We start from the raw sequence: 17,675 nt of genomic DNA on the forward strand, positions 1-17,675 counted from the left end.
GCCGTAATGGCGGCAACCCTCGTCTTTGGCGCACCTTCGCTGGCGCTGGCCAAGAACCCGATGGTCGGTGGCGCCGCGATGTATCCGACCAAGGACATCGTCGACAACGCGGTCAATTCCAAGGATCACACCACGCTGGTCGCAGCGGTGAAGGCTGCCGGACTGGTGGAGACGCTGAAGGGCCCCGGTCCGTTCACCGTGTTCGCTCCCACGAACGCCGCCTTCAAGAAGCTGCCCGCCGGTACGGTGGACACCCTTCTTAAGCCAGAGAACAAGGCCCAGCTGACGCAGGTCCTGACCTACCACGTCGTGCCCGGTCGCCTGACCGCGATGGACATTGCGGCCAAGGCAAAGGCCAATGGCGGCAAGGCCATGCTGACCACCGTCCAGGGCGAGCAGCTGACCGCTTGGAAGGACAAGGCTGGCGGCTGGTGGCTGACCGATGCCAAGGGTGGCAAGGCCAAGATCACGATCCCCAACGTTATGCAATCGAACGGCGTGATCCACGTGGTCGATACCGTATTGATGCCGTAAGGCTCTGATCCCGGGGCCGCATTCGTGGCCCCGGGGTACTTCTCCAGCAACAGAACTCCTGGCTCAGACGTGGCGCCGCAAGCCCTCCGTCCATAACGCGAACCGGGCTTGTCTTACGCCGTCATCCATGACCGCGTTGAACGTCTGGCGCTCTCCGCCCATGCAGACCGCGTCTTCCAGCGAGGCATGAAGCCCCACCCCGACGCTCGCCAACATCGCCGCGCCCAGTGCGGTCGTTTCCGTGTCCGCCGGGCGCTCGACCGGAAGCGCCAGGATATCGGCCAGGTCCTGCGCGATCCAGTCATTGGCGCTCATCCCGCCGTCTATCCGCAACGTCTTCCACGCCGCGCCGTCAGCCGCAAAGGCGTCCTGCAGGTCATGGCACTGGTGGGCGAGCGACTCCATCGCCGCGCGCACGATATGGGCGCGGCTGGTCCCTTGCGTGATTCCTGCCACGACGCCCGTGGCGTCCGGCTTCCAGTGCGGCGCGCCCAGCCCGGCCAAAGCAGGCACGAACAGCACGCCGCCATTGTCCGGCACGGAGCGGGCGAGCTGCTCGCTTTCGCAGGCGGTGCGGATCACGCCCAGTTCGTCCCGCAACCACTTGATCAGGCTGCCCGCGACGAAGATCGAGCCTTCCAGCGCATAGGTCCGTTGGCCACCTTGCTGGCATAGCACCGTGCCGAGCAACCGGTGCGAGGAACGCGGCAGTTTGGCGCCCATGTTGGTCAGCACGAAAGCGCCGGTGCCGAATGTCGCCTTGGTATCACCCACGGCAAGGCAATGCTGGCCGATGGTGGCGGCCTGCTGATCGCCGGCGAGGCCGCAGATCGGGATGGCAGCGCCCAGCAGCGCCGGATCGCAGCGCCCGATCTCGCCGTGGGTGTCGACCACCTCGGGCAAGGCCGCGCGCGGCACGCCGAACAAGTCCAGCAGTCCCTCGTCCCAGCCCGGCGCGTCCAGCGCCAGCAATTGCGTGCGGCTGGCGTTGCTGGCGTCCGAGACATGCAGGCCGCCCGTCAGCTTCCAGACCAGCCAGCTTTCCACGGTGCCGAACGCCAGCCGGTCTCCCAGGTCACGCGCGGCGGGCACATTGTCGAGGATCCAGCGCATCTTGCTACCGGAGAAGTAGGGGTCGATGACCAGGCCGGTCAGCGCCTGCACCGCCTCTTCATGCCCGCCTTCGCGCAAGGCGGCGCAGAACGGCGCGGTGCGGCGATCCTGCCAGACGATGGCCCGCGTGATTGGTTGGCCGGTCTGGCGATCCCAGGCGACCACCGTCTCGCGCTGGTTGGTGATGCCCAGCGCGGCGATGCGATCGGCCCCACCCACTTGCTCGATGACGGCCCGCGCACAATCGAGCGTTCGTCCCCAGATTTCGTTCGCGTCATGCTCCACCCATCCGGGCTGCGGATAGTGCTGCGTCAGTTCCTTTTGGGCAGTGTGCAGCACGCGCCCATCATGCGCATAGACGATCGCGCGGGTGGAGGTGGTTCCCTCGTCCAGAACAAGAATGCAGCCGTCCATCATCGTCTCCCCTTCCGCCGCTTATTCGCCCAGGTAGGCCTTGAGGCCCGCCACTTGCGCCGCATCCAGCCGCAGCCCCAGCTTGGTGCGCCGCCACAGGATGTCCTCAGCCGTGCGCGCCCATTCGCGGGTGACGAGATAATCGACCTCGGCCTTGGTTAGCCCATGGCCGAAGTCCTGCCCCAGCATCGCAGGATACTGCGCATCCGACAGCCAGAGCCGGGCCTGCGTGCCGTAGGCGCGGGCCACACGATCGACCGTGGCGGCGGACAGGAAGCGATAGCTACCCGCGATTTCAGCCTTCAGCGCCTCGATCCCATCGATCGGAAAATCACCGCCCGGCAGGGGCGCATCGGCGGTCCAATCTTTACCCGAGAGGCCGGGTACATGGCCCTTCAGCTTCTCCACTGCGTCCTTGGCAAGATGGCGATAAGTCGTGATCTTGCCGCCGAAGACGGAGAGGATCGGCGCGCGCCCTTGTGCATTCTCGTCGAGATCGAAGCTGTAGCCCCGCGTCGCCGCTTCGGGCTTACCGGTGCCTTCGTCGATCAGCGGGCGCACGCCCGAGTACGTCCACACCACGTCGCCAGGGCCAATTTGCCGGTCGAAATAGGCGTTGGCCGCATCGCAGAGATACGCGATCTCCTCCTCGCTCGCCTTCACGTCCTTCAGCGGGCCGTGATGATCGCGATCGGTAGTGCCGATCAGCGTGAAGTCGTGTTGATAGGGGATGGCGAAGAAAATTCGGCCATCGGGGATCTGGAAGAAGTACGCATATGGATGGTCGAACAAGCGCGGCACGACGATGTGCGAGCCGCGCACCAGCCGCATTTTCTTCGCGGTGTTCTCGCCCGAAAGGTTCAGCAGATCGAGCACTGCCGGGCCGGCGGCGTTCACCACGGCGCGGGCGCGGAAGGATTGGTGCGGCGTATGGATCAGCCAGCCCTCGCCTTCGCGCTCCATGGCAGTCACCGGCGTGCGCGGCAGGATCGTCGCACCGCGATCGGCAGCGTCACGCGCGTTCAGCACCACCAGGCGGGCATCGTCCACCCAACCATCGGAATAGACAAACGCCGGGCCGTAACCTGGCTTCAATGCCTTGCCGGCGGGATGCTTGTGCAGATCCACACTCTGCGTGGCGGGCAGCGCGCGGCGGCCGCCGATATGGTCATAGAGAAACAGGCCCAGGCGCAGCAGCCAGCGCGGGCGCAGGCCCTTCACATGCGGCAGCACGAAACGCATCGGCCAGATGATGTGCGGGGCGATCGCCCACAGCCGCTCCCGCTCGCTCAGCGCCTCACGCACAAGGCCGAATTCGTAGTGCTCCAGATAGCGCAAGCCGCCGTGGATGAGCTTGGTGGAGGCGGATGATGTGCCGCTGGCAACATCGCCCTGCTCCAGCAACAGCACTTTCGCGCCGCGCCCGGCGGCATCGCGTGCAATCCCGCAGCCGTTCACACCGCCGCCGATTACGGCGATATCGTAGATCGTTTCCATCATGGGCCTCTCACAAGATCATCATGCTGAACGCGATTGCGACCAGCAGCGATGCCACTGTCGCCGCGACCACCGGCATGGCCGCTCGCCAGCCCATCTGCATCACCAGATCGAGGCGCGACCGCATCGCCGTCGCCGTCACCGCCAGCAGCAGTAGCGCCTTTGACAACGTTAGACAGAACTTGGCGACGACCGGCGGCACCGCGATCATCGAATTGAGGACCACCACCACCAGAAACAATGCGATGAACCAGGGCAGCGCCAGCTTCCTGATCCAATGCCGCCCCCGCCCATCGTCATCCGCCGCCCAGATCGACACCACGGTGACCACCGGGGCGAGCAGCGCCACGCGGCTCAGCTTGACGATCGTGGCATAGCTGCCCGCCGTATCGGAAAAGGCGTAACCGCCGCCAATCGCCTGCGCCACGTCGTGGATCGACGCGCCGATCAGAAACCCGGCCTGCCGATCATCGAAATGCAGCGCGGCGGCGAGCGGCGGATAGAACGACATCGCCAGCGCGCTGGCCATCGAGACGACCACCAGCGTCAGCGCAAACTGCGCCTGGCTGACGCGCTTGGGGCCCAGCACGCCGAACAGCGCCAGCGCTGCGGAAGCCCCGCAAATCGCGGTCGCACCACCCGCCAGCAGGCCGATCGCCGTCGTCGCCCCGGTCAGGCGCGCCACCAGCAGCGCCGCGCCCATCGCCGCCGCCATCACCATCAGCAAGGCCAGGAACGGCACCGGGCCCAGCCCTCCGATCTGCGCGATCGTGACTTGCGTGCCCAGCACGACGATGCCCCAGCGCAGGCAGCCTTTGGACACGAAGTCCAGCCCCGGATTGACGCGCGGCTCGCTGGTGATGAAGTTCAGCGCGAGGCCGATCAGCAGGCCCATCAGGATGATCGGCGCGCCGTAATGCTCGGAAAGCCAGGCGGCGGCGATGCTGGCGATCGCGCAGACCGCGAATCCCGGCCACAGCAGCTTCCACTCGTCGATCCGGGACCTGCGCGGCGCAGGCGCGTCCTGCTGGGCAAGAAAAATCTCGCCATACAGGTCTCCGGCATGATCTGGTGTCACCCTTGGCGGCCCTCTCTCAAGTATCAACGGCACGAAGACACTTGCTGTATGTCCTGCGTTGTCATATCCCTTCTATGACCAAGCGCCCGGACGGGCAAGTGCTTTGCGTAACCGGGACGGGCAAGCCGCCAAAGATGCGGTCAATCTGTGGGAGAGTGGGAATGACGATACACGAGCGGCATCAGGTTTCGCCTCCTTCGCAGCCAGACAAGGCCGCCGCCCGTGCCCAGAATGTCCTCATCGGCCTGATCTTCTTCGCCACCGCGCTCAACTATGTGGACCGGCAAGTGCTGGCGCTGCTCAAGCCGATGCTGGAGGCGGAGTTCCAGTGGAACGACCAGCAATTCGCGCATCTGGGTTCGATCTTCCAGCTTTCGGCCGCCGTGTCGCTGCTGGGCGTGGGCTGGTTCGTCGATCGGTTCGGCGTGCGACTGGCTTATGGTGTGGCTGTCGCGGTGTGGAGCCTGGCGGGGATGGCCCATGCGCTGGCCGCCAGCGTCCAGCAATTCGTGGTCGCCCGGGCCGTGCTGGCCACCGCCGAATCGGTGAACACTCCGGCGGCGATGAAAACAGCAGCCACTTATCTGCCGATCGAGCGCCGCTCGGTGGGCATCGGCATCATCAACACCGCGCCCAATATCGGCGCGATCCTGACACCGCTGCTGATCCCGCCGTTCGCGCTGGCATTCGGCTGGAAAGCGGCTTTCGTCGTCACCGGTGGCCTCGGCATCGTCTGGCTGATCGCCTGGCAGCTCAGCACTTCGCGGCTGCGCCCTATCGGTGGTCAGGCCAAGGCCGGTCCCGCGAAGGTCGCCTGGGGGGAGATCCTGTCGGATCGGCGCAGCTGGACCGTGATCGGCGCCAAGGCGATCACTGACCTGGTCTGGTGGTTCGTGCTGTTCTGGGCGCCCGACTTCTTCTCACGCCAGTTCGGCCTGACGCAGGGCACGCTGGGCGGGCCGATTGCGCTGGTCTTCACGCTGGCGGCGCTGGGCGCGGTGAGCAGCGGGGCGCTCTATCCGGTGCTGCTGCACCGTGGCCTTTCGCTCAACGCCGCACGCAAGAGCGCGATGCTGTTCTTCGCCCTCGTCGTGCTGCTGATGCCGCTGGCGATGATCGCGCCCAATCCGTGGATCGCGGCGCTTTGCATCGGTTTCGGCCTGTTCGCGCACCAGGGCTTTTCCACCAACCTGTTCGGCATGGCGACCGAGATCATCCCGACCCGCCGCATCGCCACCGTCATCGCGCTGGGCGCGATCGGCGGGAACCTGACCGGGACCGGGATCATCGAGTTCGCCGGCTGGTCGCTGGACCATGGCCTGGGCTACCCCCCGCTCTTCGTAATCTGTGGCGGCGCTTATCTGGTGGCGCTGGCGTTCATCCACCTGATGCAGCCCAAGCTGGTGGCGGTGGAAGACTAAGGGCGCATTGCTAAACCCCGGGCGGCGATCGACGCCAAAGCCGACCACCACCGTCGCCCCCGCCTTCGCGGGGATGACGGTGGCTTTTGCCCCTAGCGCAGCTTGCCGATCGTCATCCCGTGCTGCTTGGCCGCATCCTTGGTCGATTCCTCGGTGCGGTTGAGCGCCTTGGCGATTTCCTTCAGCCCTTTGCCCTTGTCCGCCAGAGTGCGCAGCTTCTGCAGCTCATCCGGCTTCCAGGGCTGTTTGTGCTTGGCAAGCTTCTCGCTCATTTGGCCGCCTCCGCCTTGGCCTTTGTCGTTTTCTTGGCCGGGGCCTTCTTCGCCGCCGTCTTCTTGGCCGGAGCCTTCTTGGCAGCGGCCTTTTTCGGCGCGGCCTTCTTCTTGCCCTTGGCCGGCCCCTTCGCCGCCTTCTCGTCGATCAGCACGATCGCCGCTTCGGCGGTGAGGTCCTCGGGCTTGGCATCGCGCGGCAACGTGGCGTTGGTGGTGCCATCGGTGACGTACGGACCGTAGCGGCCCGCCAGCACCTTCATCTCGCCACCGGAAATCGGATGCGCGCCCAGCACCTTGATCGGCTCGGCGGGCGTGCGATTGCCCCGTCCGCCCTTGTTCGCCGCCGCTTCGGCCAGCAGCGTAACCGCCGCGTTCATGCCGGTTTCGAACACCTCGGCCGTAGTGCGCAAGCGTGCGTACTTGTTATCATGCACGAGGTACGGCCCGTAACGACCGATGCTGGCAGTGATATCCTTGCCGGATTCGGGATGCGTGCCGACCGTGCGGGGCAAGCTGAGCAGCTTGATCGCCCATTCCAGGTTCAGCTCGTCAATATCCTTGGGGATCGAGGCACGTTTGGCCTCCTTGCCCTCACCCAGCTGGATGTAGGGCCCGAAGCGGCCCGAGCGGCGCATGATCTCCAGCCCGGTCTCCGGGTCCTGGCCCAGACCTTCGTCCTCGCCACCGTCGGCTTGCCCGCCCGGCTGCGCGAACTTGCGGGTGTACTTGCACTCCGGATAGTTCGAGCAGGCGACAAAGGCACCATAGCGCCCGCCACGAAGCGACAAGCGCCCAGCCTCACACTTGGGGCACAGGCGCGGGTCGGAGCCATCCTCCTTTGGCGGGAACAGGTATTCGCCCAGAAACTCGTCCAGACCCTCCATCACTTCGGAAGGCTTGCGCTCCATCACTTCGTCGGACTTGGGCTTGAAGTCGCGCCAGAACTCGGCGAGCACGTCCTTCCATTCGGCCCGTCCGCCCGAAACGTCGTCCAGTTCCTCCTCCATCCCGGCGGTGAACTCGTACGCGACGTAGCGCTCGAAGAACCGCTCAAGGAACGAGGTAAGAAGCCGACCGCTTTCCTCCGCGAAGAAACGGTTCTTCTCGGTGCGGACGTAGTTACGGTCCTTCAGGACCTGCAGCGTCGCGGCGTAAGTGGAAGGCCGGCCGATCCCCAGTTCCTCCAGCCGCTTGACCAGGCTGGCCTCCGAATAGCGCGGCGGCGGCTGGGTGAAGTGCTGCTCTGCACTGACGCCTTTTTTGGCCGGCATGTCGCCCGCCTGCATCGCGGGAAGCAGGCCGCTCTCCTCGTCATCCTCCCCCTTCTGGTCGCGCCCTTCCTCGTACACGGCCAGGAAGCCGGGGAACTTCACCACTTGCCCGGTGGCGCGCAGTTCGTTGCGGCCGGTGCCGTCGCGCAGCGTGATCGTGGTACGCTCCAACTGGGCGGATGCCATCTGGCTGGCCATCGCGCGCTTGAATACCAGATCGTAGAGCCGCGCCTCGTCACCCGAACCGAAGCGCTCCTTGGTGAAGTCCGTCGGTCGGATCGCCTCGTGCGCCTCCTGGGCGTTCTTGGCTTTGGTTTCGTAGTGGCGGGGCTTCTCCGGCAGGAAATGGCCTGAGAACTTGTCGGAGATCGCCGCGCGCGCCTCGGAAATTGCCGAAGGATCCATCTGCACGCCGTCGGTTCGCATGTAGGTGATCGCGCCCGCCTCATACAGCGTCTGCGCCACCCGCATCGTGTGACTGGCCGAGAAGCCCAGCTTGCGCGCGGCCTCCTGCTGCAAGGTCGAGGTGGTGAACGGCGGCTGCGGATTGCGGCGGTGCGGCTTGGTTTCGACGCCTTCCACCTTGAAGGCGCCCGCTTCCACGGCGGCCTTGGCGCGCATCGCGGTGCCTTCGTCGCCCAGGCTCAGCCGATCGAGCTTTTCGCCTTCGAACGCCACGAGCTTAGCCGTGAAGTCCGTGCCGTCATGCGCCATCTGCGCAGCGACGGACCAATATTCCTGCGGGCGGAACAGCTCGATTTCCCGCTCACGCGAGACGATCAGACGCAGCGCGACGGACTGCACGCGGCCTGCCGATTTCGCGCCTGGCAGCTTGCGCCACAGCACCGGCGAAAGAGTGAAGCCGAACAGATAGTCCAGCGCGCGGCGGGCAAGATAAGCGTCGATCAGGTCCTGATCCAGCTCACGCGGCTGGGTCATCGCCTTGGTCACGGTGTCCTTGGTGATGGCGTTGAAGGTGACGCGCTGCACGTCCTTGGGCAGCGCCTTGCGCTTGGCCAGCAGTTCGCGCACGTGCCAGGAAATCGCCTCGCCCTCACGATCAGGGTCGGTCGCCAGGATCAGACGGTCGGCCTGCTTGGCAAGGTCGGTGATGGCCTTCACCTGCTTGGCCTTGTCACCGTAAAGCTCCCAATCCATCGCGAACGCCTCATCCGGGCGGACCGAGCCGTCCTTGGGCGGCAAGTCACGGACGTGGCCGTAGGAGGCGAGAACGCGGTAGTCCTTGCCCAGGTACTTCTCGATGGTCTTGGCCTTGGCCGGCGATTCTACGATGACGAGTTGCATTCAAATTCCCATGACGTCCCTACGCGTGCGTACGCGCATACATACACGTGTAGGGTGACGAGCATTTTCCGGAGCCGCAAGGGGGTCAGGCGAAGACGTCTTCCAGTTCGGAGGTGGCGGTGAAGATCTGCCTGAACACCACGACGCTGATGTAGGCTGCGGCGATCAGGCCCAGGTTGACGAGCAGGCTCAGCAGGAAGGTCACGGGCGCGCCCAGCGTTCCCTCTTCGGCGATGGCGCCTTGCATCGCAAGATAGCCAGTCGGCGCAGCCACCAGCAGAATTAGCAGCACAAACGCCAGGTAATACAGGAACCACACAAGCACGAGCTTCCACGCGAACGGCTGCGTCACCCGCCAGCTTTCGCGCAAGGCGTCGGTCGCCCGATACCCCTGCGACAAGACCATGGTGGGTGCCAGCGACCATCGCGCCATCAGGTAAAGCCCCGGCACGATCAGGAAAATAAGCCCGACTATCGCGCCGATGCCCGCCAGCAGTGACGCGCCGAAATAGCTGCCAAAGCCGCCCTCACGGTCAACCAGTCCTTCTTCGCGCAGCAATGTTCGCATCACGAGATAGACGACGGCGATGGAGACGACGCTGGAGATCAGATTGTTATTCGAGTCCGGCGTGACGATCTCGAACGCGGTGTCGACCACGGCCATCACGGCCGCGCCCGCAAGCAACGCCATGGGGCGGCGTCTGATCAGATCCCACGTCCCGCCTGAGACGCGGCCTATTCCCAGGCGTGCTGCCGGGTTTTCCATCAAAGCCCCCTACTCGCAATCTTCGCGTAATCACGCCGAGAGACTGACCCTCCCGCCGGCGTGCCGCATCAGCCTGCCCGCGATCTCCAGTTCGAGCAAGGACAGTTGCACCGCGGACGCACTGCCGCCTGACTGGCGGATCAATTCGTCCACGCCGATCGGCGCGAGTGTGAGCAGCTTGGCCACATCGCACGGACCATCGTCATGCGGAACGAGAACCGGGGCGGTGATCCAGCCTGGCTGAGTCTCCCGGAAGGAAGAGCGCGGTGTGCCGTCAAAGCCGGAGAGCAATTCCACCACATCTTCGGGCCGCTGCACCAGCACCGCACCGTCCCGGATCAGCTGATTGCAGCCGTGCGACCGGGTATCGAGCGGGGAGCCTGGGATCGCCATCACTTCCCGCCCGAATTCCCCCGCCAGCCGCGCCGTGATGAGCGAGCCGGATCGCGGGGCGGCTTCCACCACCACCGTCCCGGCGGCCAGCCCGGCGATGATGCGGTTACGCGTGGGGAAGTGGCGAGCAAGCGGTTCGGTGCGCGGCGGCTGTTCGGCGATGAGCAAGCCTTCCCGCGCCACCCGCTCCTGTAGGTCCGCATGTTCGGGCGGGTAAGCGATATCGATGCCGCTGGCGATCACGCCGATCGTGGCGCCGTTCCCCGCAGCCAGAGCGCCGCCATGGGCCGCGCCGTCGATGCCACGCGCCAGGCCAGAAACGATCGTGAAGCCCGCCTCTGCCAGAGCAAGCGAGAAATCGCGGGCCAGTTTCACCGCCGCACCGGAGGCGTTGCGTGCCCCCACAATCGCGACGCAAGGCCCCGCCGCACGCGCCGGATCACCTCTAACCGTCAGGATCGGCGGCGCACCTTCGCTCTGTGCCAGGAGCGCCGGATAGTCTGGCGAATCATGAAATAGATAGCGCGCGCCGGCTTTGCGCACGGCGCTGATTTCTGCGGTGATGCGCTCTTCCGGGGCAGCCTGATACGTCTTGCCGCCGCGTCCCGCTATCTCCGGCAAAGCTTCCAGCGCGGCGATGGCGGTGCCGAACCGGCCAAGAAGCTGCCCGTAGCTGACCGGGCCGATATTGGGCGATCGCAACAGACGGATGCGGGCGAACGCCTCATCGCGTGAAAGCGGCTCGCTCACGCCTTGGAACTACCGACGCGTGGCTCCGTTCCGGAGCGCAGGCGTGCGATGTTCGCCCGGTGCATCCAGACCACCAGCACGGCAAGAATCGCCAGCGCCGGCGCATAAGCCGGATAGCCCAGCACCAGGGCTGCGATCGGTGCGCCCACGGCGGCGCTCATCCCGCCGACCGAGGAGATGCGCGCGATCGCCAGCATCCCTAGCCACAGGCCCGCGTAGACAAGCCCGATCGGCCAGGCGAGCCCGAAGCTGACGCCCGCCAGCGTCGCCACGCCCTTCCCGCCGCGAAAGCCCAGCCAGACCGGAAAGCAATGGCCCACGACCGCCGCGACCGCCGCGAACGGCTCCGCTCCGGGCCAGATGCTGCGCGCCAGCAGGACCGCGACAAGCCCTTTGGCCAGATCAAGCAGCAATGTGGTCGCCGCCAGGCCCTTACGCCCGGTGCGCAGCACATTGGTGGCGCCGATGTTGCCCGAACCGATGCTGCGCAAGTCGCCCGCGCCGGTCAGCCGCGTCAGCAGCAGGCCGAAGGGAATCGAGCCGAGCAGGTAACCAAGGGCGATAGCTAGAATCTGCGTCATGCGCGTCTCTTAGCTTCTCCCCCCGCGCTTGGCGAAGCCTTGTTGGCCAAGCCGCCGCCGCGCCGCTAACAGTCGCGTCGACTCCTGCGCGAAAGGCCCCTCCAAAGTGGATGAACCCCTCGACCCGTCGGCACCGATCCTGCTGTTCGATTCGGGCGTCGGCGGGCTCACCGTGCTGGAGGAAGTGCGCAAGCTGCTGCCGCAAGCGCCGATCGTCTACCTCGCTGACACCGCCGGCCTGCCCTATGGCACCAAGACCGAAGCGCAGATCGCGGCGCGCGTCGCCGGGCTGCTGGGCCGCGTGACCGAGCGGTTGAAGCCACGCCTCGTCTGCATCGCCTGCAATACCGCCTCCACCATCGCGCTGGGCATGGTGAGGGAGGTGCTGGAAGTGCCGATCGTGGGGACCGTGCCGGCGATCAAGCCCGCCGCCGCCATGACCAGCACCGGCGTGATCGGCCTGTTGGGCACCGAGGCCACGATCCGCCAGGCCTATGTCGATCGCCTGGAGGCCGAGTTCGCAAAGGGCAAGCAGCTCCTCCGCCACGGCGCGCCCGGCCTGGTGGAAGCGGCGGAGGCCAAGCTGCATGGCCGCGCGCCCGACCCGGCCGCGATCACCCATGCAGTGGACCACCTGCGCGCCATGCCGGGCGGCGATGCGATCGACACCGTCGTCCTGGCCTGCACGCATTTCCCTCTGCTGGAGCAGGAATTGTCGCAAGCCTTCGGGCCCGGCGTCGCCTTTGTCCACGGCGCGCAAGGGATCGCCCGCCAAGTCGCCAGGCTGCTGAAAGGTCAGGAATTTAGTCGCATACGCCCGGATTACGCGCTAACCACAGGTGACGAAACGATGACACGAGCGCACGAGGAGGCGCTGGCTCGCTTCGGACTGGAGGGGGGCCGCAAGGTTTGACGCGCAAGCTGAATGTGGTGCTGATGGCGCTGCTGCTGCTGGCCGGTGCGCCGTTCGCCTGGTTCCTGCTGGACGCCAGCGCCGCACATGGAGAGGCCAAGCCCCTCACCATCAAGCAGCTCCGCCGACTTGCCGCCAGCGACCCTCACGCAGGAACGGCCACGCCCGTAGCGATCCGGTACGAGGTGGTGGCTCGCAAACATATCGTCAGCGATCTGCTGGCCGCAGGCTCCGGGTTGAAGCCCCACGTTTTCGCATTGCTGGCCTACCAAGTGCTGTTCGATGATGGCAGCACCGTCACTCTCGATCGCGGCCTGACTCGCGGACAAGCGAAGGAAGCCGGTTTCAGCCATTTCGATATCGCCGCGCAGACCCGCGTGGAGCGAGCCCTTGCCGCATCCGCCTTGGACTTGAGGCTGACCGGGCAGGCTCCCCCTCACGCCGCGCTGGAATCGGCAGCGCCCTACGCCGCCAGTGCGGGCATCGTCGTGATCCCCACGCCCGGCGTCAACGTGGGCGCGCGCATGATCTACGTTCGTCTTGCCGATGGGCGCGAAGTGCTGTTCGCGGGCGATATCGCGCCGATTCCCGATTCCTGGACGCAGCAGCGCCCCCCGGCTCGACTCGCCACGGCGCATCTCTACAAGGCCAATCGTGATGAGATCTTCGGCTGGCTGGGAACGATCGCGGCATTGCGCGCCGCCGCCCCCGCGCTCCACATCGTCGCGGGCCATGACATGGCCGTGCCCCGGCTGATCGAACCTGGCTTTATCGACACATCCGAGCACAGCCATCGGCCAGGGCGATCAATGGCCCGGTCGGGGGAAATCCCGCCTATAAGCAACTGGCAATGCAGGTTAGGATGCGGTAAGGCGCGGGCCATTGAGGCTGCCGGTGGCGCCCCGTGGAGCGGATCGACTTCGTGAACTACGACCAGATTTTCGACCAGGCTATCGAGCGTCTTCATTCAGAAGGCCGCTACCGGGTGTTCATCGACATCCTGCGCAACAAGGGTGCGTTTCCCAACGCACGCTGCTTCGCCGGACACAACGGCCCCAAGCCGATCACGGTATGGTGCTCCAACGATTATCTGACGATGGGCCAGCACCCCAAGGTGGTGGCCGCCATGGAAGAGGCGCTGCATGATGTCGGCGCAGGCTCGGGCGGCACGCGCAATATCGGTGGCAACACCCATTACCATATCCAGCTGGAACAAGAGCTGGCCGATCTTCACGGCAAGGAAGCGGCGCTGCTGTTCACCAGCGGATACGTGTCCAACGACGCGACGCTCTCAACGCTGGCCAAGCTGCTGCCCGGCTGCGTGATTTTCTCCGATGCGCTCAACCACGCCAGCATGATCGCGGGCATCCGCAATTCCGGCTGCGAGAAGAAGGTGTGGCGGCACAACGATGTCGAGCATCTGGAAGAACTGCTCGCCGCCGCCGATCCCGCCGTGCCCAAGCTGATCGCGTTCGAGAGCGTCTATTCGATGGACGGCGATGTCGCCCCGATCCACGCGATCTGCGACCTGGCGGACAAGTACAACGCCATCACCTATATCGACGAAGTCCACGCTGTCGGCATGTACGGCAAGCGCGGCGGCGGCATCTCCGAGCGTGATGAGGCCGCGGATCGCATCCACATCATCGAGGGAACGCTGGGCAAGGCGTTCGGCGTGATGGGCGGCTATATCGCGGCGGACAAGCGCATCGTCGATTGCATCCGCTCCTATGCGCCGGGCTTCATCTTCACGACTTCGCTGTCGCCCGTGCTGGCGGCAGGCGTCCTTGCTTCCGTGCGTCACCTAAAGTCTTCCAACGAAGAGCGTGAGGGCCAGCAGCGCGCCGCAGCGATGCTGAAGTCGCTGTTCCGGGAGGCTGGCCTGCCGGTGATGGACTCGGTCACGCATATCGTGCCGCTGATGGTGGGCGATCCGGTGAAGGCCAAGAAGATTAGCGATATCCTGCTGGCGGAATACGGCGCCTATGTGCAGCCAATCAACTTCCCCACCGTGCCGCGCGGTACGGAGCGGTTGCGCTTCACGCCAGGCCCCGGCCATACCGACGCCATGATGCGTGAACTGACAGATGCACTGGCGGAAATCTGGGACCGCCTGGAGATGCGCCAAGCGGCCTGAGGTTGCGGGGAATGCTTCGGCTTCCCCCCACCTCGCCCGTCTTGCGAACGTGGGAAGCTATATCCGCTATCATCCACGCCGATAGCTCGCCGCCGGAAGTCCGCCCCAACCGCAGGAACTCGGAAGATCCGATCGTCGGATGAGCCGCCCCTCGGATGTCGGGTCACGCCTTCGCGAGATTTTTGGAAGTGGAGTTCTGTACGTTTGCGTGTGAAACGCGGGCAACCGTGAGCGCAATTACCTGCGCCTACAGCTGATCCCGAACTGGCCAACCGGCCCCATCCGTTCGTGTCGAGCAAAGTCCAAACCCGGTCACGACCAACACCGGCGCTAAATCTTTGTGGTACTCGCCGATGTCGGTGATAGCCGCCTACTCGGGTGAGTAAGCGGCCCTGCCCTCAGATGAATTCGATCTTTTCAACCACGAAGAACTTGTCGCCCGCAGGCACGGTCACTTCGATCTCATCATCGACCTTGCGGCCGATCAGGGCCTTCCCGAGCGGCGAGTTGTAGCTGATGCGGCCAGCCTTGGCGTCGGCTTCATACGTGCCCACGATCTGGTATTTCACCGGCTTGTCATCATCATCCAGCAGCGTCACGGTGGCGCCAAAGATGATCTTGTCACCCGAAAGGGTCGCGGGATCGATGATCTGCGCGCGGCTGATCCTGTCTTCCAGATCGGAAATCGACGCTTCGACCTGGCCCTGGCGTTCCTTGGCCGCATGATATTCTGCGTTCTCGGACAAATCGCCGTGTGCGCGTGCCTCCTCGATCGCGTCAACGATCCGTGGGCGTTCGTCACGCAGGGCCTTGAGATCGGCGGTCATCCGCTCGTAGCCTTCCGCGAGCATCGGCAACTTCTCGACACTGGCCATGTGCTTCGCTTTCGTCCTTATGATGCGCCCGGCGAGGCGCTTATGAGCTAACCGCGCCGGAACCTAGCCCCGTTATATAAGCAATTGGCCCGCTCCTTAAAGGCGCGGGCCGATCGTCTATAATGTAGGGAGGCGCGAAAAGTTTCAGCTATAATAGTCTTGCAACGAACGCACTTCAAGCGGCGCGCCGCGCATCGCCGCGATCGCCTGTGCCGCCGCGCGGCTTGCCGCGGCCGTGGTGAAATACGGGACCTTGCCGGCCAGCGCGGATTTGCGGATCGACTGTGAGTCCTGCAGGCTTTGCCAGCCCTCGGTCGTATTAAAGATCAGCGCGATTTCGCCGTCGACAATCTTGTCGACGATGTGCGGCCGGCCTTCCGCCACCTTGTTCACCAGTTCCACCGGCAGCCCGGCATCGGCAAGGTAACGCTGCGTGCCCGATGTGGCGATGATGCGGAAACCCATCGCCACCAGTTCCTGCACCGCCGGCAGGATCACCGGCTTGTCACTGCCCTTGACCGACACGAATACCGTGCCGCTCTCAGGCAGCTTCATGCCCGCACCCAGCTGGGCCTTGAGGAAGGCGGTGGCGAAATTGGCATCGATGCCCATCACTTCGCCGGTGGACTTCATCTCGGGGCTCAGCACCGGATCGACGCCGGGGAAGCGATTAAACGGGAACACCGCTTCCTTCACCGCCATGTACGGCAGATCGCGCTTGAACGGCGGGAACGTGCTGAGCTTTTCGCCCGCCATCACCCGCGCGGCGATCTTGGCCACCGGCTGGCCGATCGCCTTGGCGACGAACGGCACCGTGCGGCTGGCGCGCGGGTTCACCTCGATCAGGAAAACCTCGCCGTCCTTGACCGCGAACTGGATGTTCATCAGGCCACGCACACCCAGACGCATCGCCAGCAGCTCCGCCTGGCGCTCCATCTCGGCGATGATTTCGGGCGATAGGCTGTAGGGCGGCAGGGTACAGGCGCTGTCGCCCGAGTGGATGCCCGCTTCCTCGATATGCTGCATCACGCCCGCGACGACGACTTGCTCGCCATCGCACAGCGCATCGACGTCGCACTCGATCGCATCGCGCAAGTACTGGTCGATCAGCACGGGGCTGTCGCCGGAAACCTGCACGGCGGTGGTGATGTAGTTGTCCAGCTGCTGCTCGCTGTCGACGATCTCCATCGCGCGGCCACCCAGCACGTAGCTGGGGCGCATCAGCACGGGGTAGCCGATGCGATTGGCCACGGCGACCGCCTCGTCCCGGCTGCGGGCGATGCCGTTCGCGGGCTGCTTGAGGCCCAGCTTGGTGACCATGGCGGCGAAGCGCTCGCGATCCTCAGCCAGGTCGATGGCATCGGGCGAGGTGCCCAGGATCGGAATGCCCGCATCTTCCAGCGCCTGTGCCAGCTTGAGCGGGGTCTGCCCGCCGAACTGCACGATCACGCCGACCAGTTCGCCCGACTGCTGTTCCACCCGCAGGATCTCCAGCACATCTTCGGCCGTCAACGGCTCAAAATAGAGGCGGTCGGACGTGTCGTAGTCGGTGGAGACGGTCTCGGGGTTGCAGTTGACCATGATGGTCTCGAACCCGGCCTCGGCCAGCGCGAAGCAGGCGTGGACGCAGCAATAGTCGAACTCGATGCCCTGGCCGATGCGGTTGGGGCCGCCACCCAGGATCACGATCTTGCGCCGGTCGGACGGCATCGCCTCGTCCTCAGGCTCTCCGAAGATCGGGGCCTCATAGGTCGAGTACATGTAAGGCGTGATCGCCTCGAACTCGGCGGCGCAGCTGTCGATGCGCTTAAAGACGGGCAGCACGCCCAGCTTGTGACGCAGCTTGCGCACTTCCTCTTCGCTGGTGGCGCCGGCCATCGCGCGCAACGCATCGTGCAGCAGGCCCGACCGGCGCGCCTGGGTTTCAGCCAGGCCGCCCGCCACGCCGACCGAGCGCACGGCCAGGTTCGCCAGACGCTTGTCAGAAAAGCCCATCGCCTTCACCCGCCGCAGCCCCTCGGCATCGATCGGCAGGCCATCAGCAGTGATCTTCGCCTCTTCGGCCACGATCTCTTCGATTTGGCGCAGGAACCAGCGGTCGTAATGCGTGATCGCGTGGATCTCTTCGACGCTCAATCCCTCGCGCATCGCTTGCGCGACGATGAGCAGGCGATCGGGCGTCGCCTTGGCGAGCGCGGCGGTGATCACGTCCCTGGCCGCGCCTTCCAGCGCCGGCACCCGGTTGAAACCGTCAAGGCCCGTCTCCAGCCCGCGCAGGGCCTTTTGCATCGATTCCTTGATGTTGCGCCCGATCGCCATGACCTCGCCCACCGATTTCATCGCGGTGGTGAG

The 17,675-nt window shown here is 65.3% G+C and carries 15 protein-coding genes; 5 read left to right on the forward strand and 10 right to left on the reverse strand.

Annotation, left to right across the window (positions count from 1 at the left end):
* Nucleotides 1-6 precede the first annotated feature (6 nt).
* Nucleotides 7-534 (forward strand): fasciclin domain-containing protein, encoded by a 528-nt coding sequence (locus ACHWRX_RS04060; RefSeq protein WP_246388555.1) that lies wholly within the window; start codon nt 7-9, stop codon nt 532-534.
* A 63-nt stretch (nt 535-597) separates the two neighbouring features.
* Here the strand turns inward: ACHWRX_RS04060 and glpK are convergent, their stop codons facing one another.
* The 3 genes from glpK to ACHWRX_RS04075 are packed head-to-tail and all read right to left on the reverse strand — an operon-like array spanning nt 598 to nt 4,636.
* Complete coding sequence (gene glpK / locus ACHWRX_RS04065; protein ID WP_394658189.1) at nt 598-2,064, reverse strand: glycerol kinase GlpK; 1,467 nt, start codon at nt 2,062-2,064, stop codon at nt 598-600.
* Nucleotides 2,065-2,082: 18 nt separating this feature from the next.
* Nucleotides 2,083-3,561: a glycerol-3-phosphate dehydrogenase gene (locus ACHWRX_RS04070; protein ID WP_394658190.1), complete on the reverse strand. Its 1,479-nt coding sequence runs from the start codon at nt 3,559-3,561 to the stop codon at nt 2,083-2,085.
* A 7-nt stretch (nt 3,562-3,568) separates the two neighbouring features.
* Nucleotides 3,569-4,636, reverse strand: a complete 1,068-nt coding sequence (locus ACHWRX_RS04075; RefSeq protein ID WP_343055824.1) for a putative sulfate exporter family transporter — start codon at nt 4,634-4,636, stop codon at nt 3,569-3,571.
* 161 nt (nt 4,637-4,797) lie between these two features.
* On the opposite strand from ACHWRX_RS04075, the gene ACHWRX_RS04080 reads away from it, so the two are divergent.
* Entirely contained in the window at nt 4,798-6,057 is a 1,260-nt protein-coding gene (locus ACHWRX_RS04080) for an MFS transporter (protein WP_394658191.1), read from the forward strand.
* A 92-nt stretch (nt 6,058-6,149) separates the two neighbouring features.
* Here the strand turns inward: ACHWRX_RS04080 and ACHWRX_RS04085 are convergent, their stop codons facing one another.
* The 5 genes from ACHWRX_RS04085 to plsY form a co-directional block, all read right to left on the reverse strand.
* Entirely contained in the window at nt 6,150-6,329 is a 180-nt protein-coding gene (locus tag ACHWRX_RS04085) for a hypothetical protein (protein WP_058736935.1), read from the reverse strand.
* Nucleotides 6,326-8,908 carry a type I DNA topoisomerase gene (topA, locus tag ACHWRX_RS04090; protein ID WP_394658192.1) on the reverse strand — a complete coding sequence of 861 codons (2,583 nt, stop codon included), beginning with the start codon at nt 8,906-8,908 and terminating at the stop codon, nt 6,326-6,328. The genes ACHWRX_RS04085 and topA overlap by 4 nt, the downstream gene beginning before the upstream one ends.
* A gap of 85 nt (nt 8,909-8,993) precedes the next feature.
* Nucleotides 8,994-9,599, reverse strand: coding sequence for a glycerophosphoryl diester phosphodiesterase membrane domain-containing protein (locus tag ACHWRX_RS04095; protein ID WP_394658193.1), 606 nt, complete (start codon nt 9,597-9,599; stop codon nt 8,994-8,996).
* A 105-nt stretch (nt 9,600-9,704) separates the two neighbouring features.
* Entirely contained in the window at nt 9,705-10,817 is a 1,113-nt protein-coding gene (dprA, locus tag ACHWRX_RS04100; protein WP_394658194.1) for a DNA-processing protein DprA, read from the reverse strand.
* Complete coding sequence (gene plsY / locus ACHWRX_RS04105) at nt 10,814-11,398, reverse strand: glycerol-3-phosphate 1-O-acyltransferase PlsY (RefSeq protein ID WP_394658195.1); 585 nt, start codon at nt 11,396-11,398, stop codon at nt 10,814-10,816. Before plsY ends, dprA begins: the two co-directional genes overlap by 4 nt.
* 106 nt (nt 11,399-11,504) lie before the next feature.
* Here plsY and murI point away from each other — a divergent pair, with 106 nt between their 5' ends.
* Genes murI through hemA form a run of 3 tightly spaced genes read left to right on the forward strand, consistent with a single transcriptional unit; the run spans nt 11,505 to nt 14,448 of the window.
* Nucleotides 11,505-12,311, forward strand: a complete 807-nt coding sequence (gene murI, locus ACHWRX_RS04110; protein ID WP_394658196.1) for a glutamate racemase — start codon at nt 11,505-11,507, stop codon at nt 12,309-12,311.
* Complete coding sequence (locus ACHWRX_RS04115) at nt 12,308-13,237, forward strand: hypothetical protein (protein ID WP_394658197.1); 930 nt, start codon at nt 12,308-12,310, stop codon at nt 13,235-13,237. The genes murI and ACHWRX_RS04115 overlap by 4 nt, the downstream gene beginning before the upstream one ends.
* Nucleotides 13,234-14,448, forward strand: coding sequence for a 5-aminolevulinate synthase (gene hemA, locus ACHWRX_RS04120; RefSeq protein WP_058736982.1), 1,215 nt, complete (start codon nt 13,234-13,236; stop codon nt 14,446-14,448). The genes ACHWRX_RS04115 and hemA overlap by 4 nt, the downstream gene beginning before the upstream one ends.
* A gap of 398 nt (nt 14,449-14,846) precedes the next feature.
* Here hemA and greA read toward each other — a convergent pair whose 3' ends face one another.
* A complete protein-coding gene (gene greA / locus ACHWRX_RS04125; RefSeq protein WP_058736942.1) occupies nt 14,847-15,323 on the reverse strand; it encodes a transcription elongation factor GreA in 477 nt (158 codons plus the stop codon).
* A gap of 144 nt (nt 15,324-15,467) precedes the next feature.
* Nucleotides 15,468-17,675 (reverse strand): carbamoyl-phosphate synthase large subunit (gene carB / locus ACHWRX_RS04130; RefSeq protein ID WP_394658198.1); only part of this gene is annotated, 2,208 nt, incomplete at its 5' end.

The sequence above is a fragment of the uncultured Novosphingobium sp. genome, from assembly GCF_964277725.1.
Taxonomy (GTDB): domain Bacteria; phylum Pseudomonadota; class Alphaproteobacteria; order Sphingomonadales; family Sphingomonadaceae; genus Novosphingobium; species Novosphingobium fluoreni.

Excerpts from the sequence above, each read along its gene's own strand:
- ACHWRX_RS04080 (WP_394658191.1), top strand. The coding sequence starts at position 4,798 with ATGACGATACACGAGCGGCATCAGGTTTCGCCTCCTTCGCAGCCAGAC.
- greA (WP_058736942.1), bottom strand. The coding sequence starts at position 15,323 with ATGGCCAGTGTCGAGAAGTTGCCGATGCTCGCGGAAGGCTACGAGCGG.
- ACHWRX_RS04070 (WP_394658190.1), bottom strand. The coding sequence starts at position 3,561 with ATGATGGAAACGATCTACGATATCGCCGTAATCGGCGGCGGTGTGAAC.
- plsY (WP_394658195.1), bottom strand. The coding sequence starts at position 11,398 with ATGACGCAGATTCTAGCTATCGCCCTTGGTTACCTGCTCGGCTCGATT.
- ACHWRX_RS04095 (WP_394658193.1), bottom strand. The coding sequence starts at position 9,599 with ATGGCGTTGCTTGCGGGCGCGGCCGTGATGGCCGTGGTCGACACCGCG.
- ACHWRX_RS04085 (WP_058736935.1), bottom strand. The coding sequence starts at position 6,329 with ATGAGCGAGAAGCTTGCCAAGCACAAACAGCCCTGGAAGCCGGATGAG.
- ACHWRX_RS04060 (WP_246388555.1), top strand. The coding sequence starts at position 7 with ATGGCGGCAACCCTCGTCTTTGGCGCACCTTCGCTGGCGCTGGCCAAG.
- topA (WP_394658192.1), bottom strand. The coding sequence starts at position 8,908 with ATGCAACTCGTCATCGTAGAATCGCCGGCCAAGGCCAAGACCATCGAG.
- glpK (WP_394658189.1), bottom strand. The coding sequence starts at position 2,064 with ATGATGGACGGCTGCATTCTTGTTCTGGACGAGGGAACCACCTCCACC.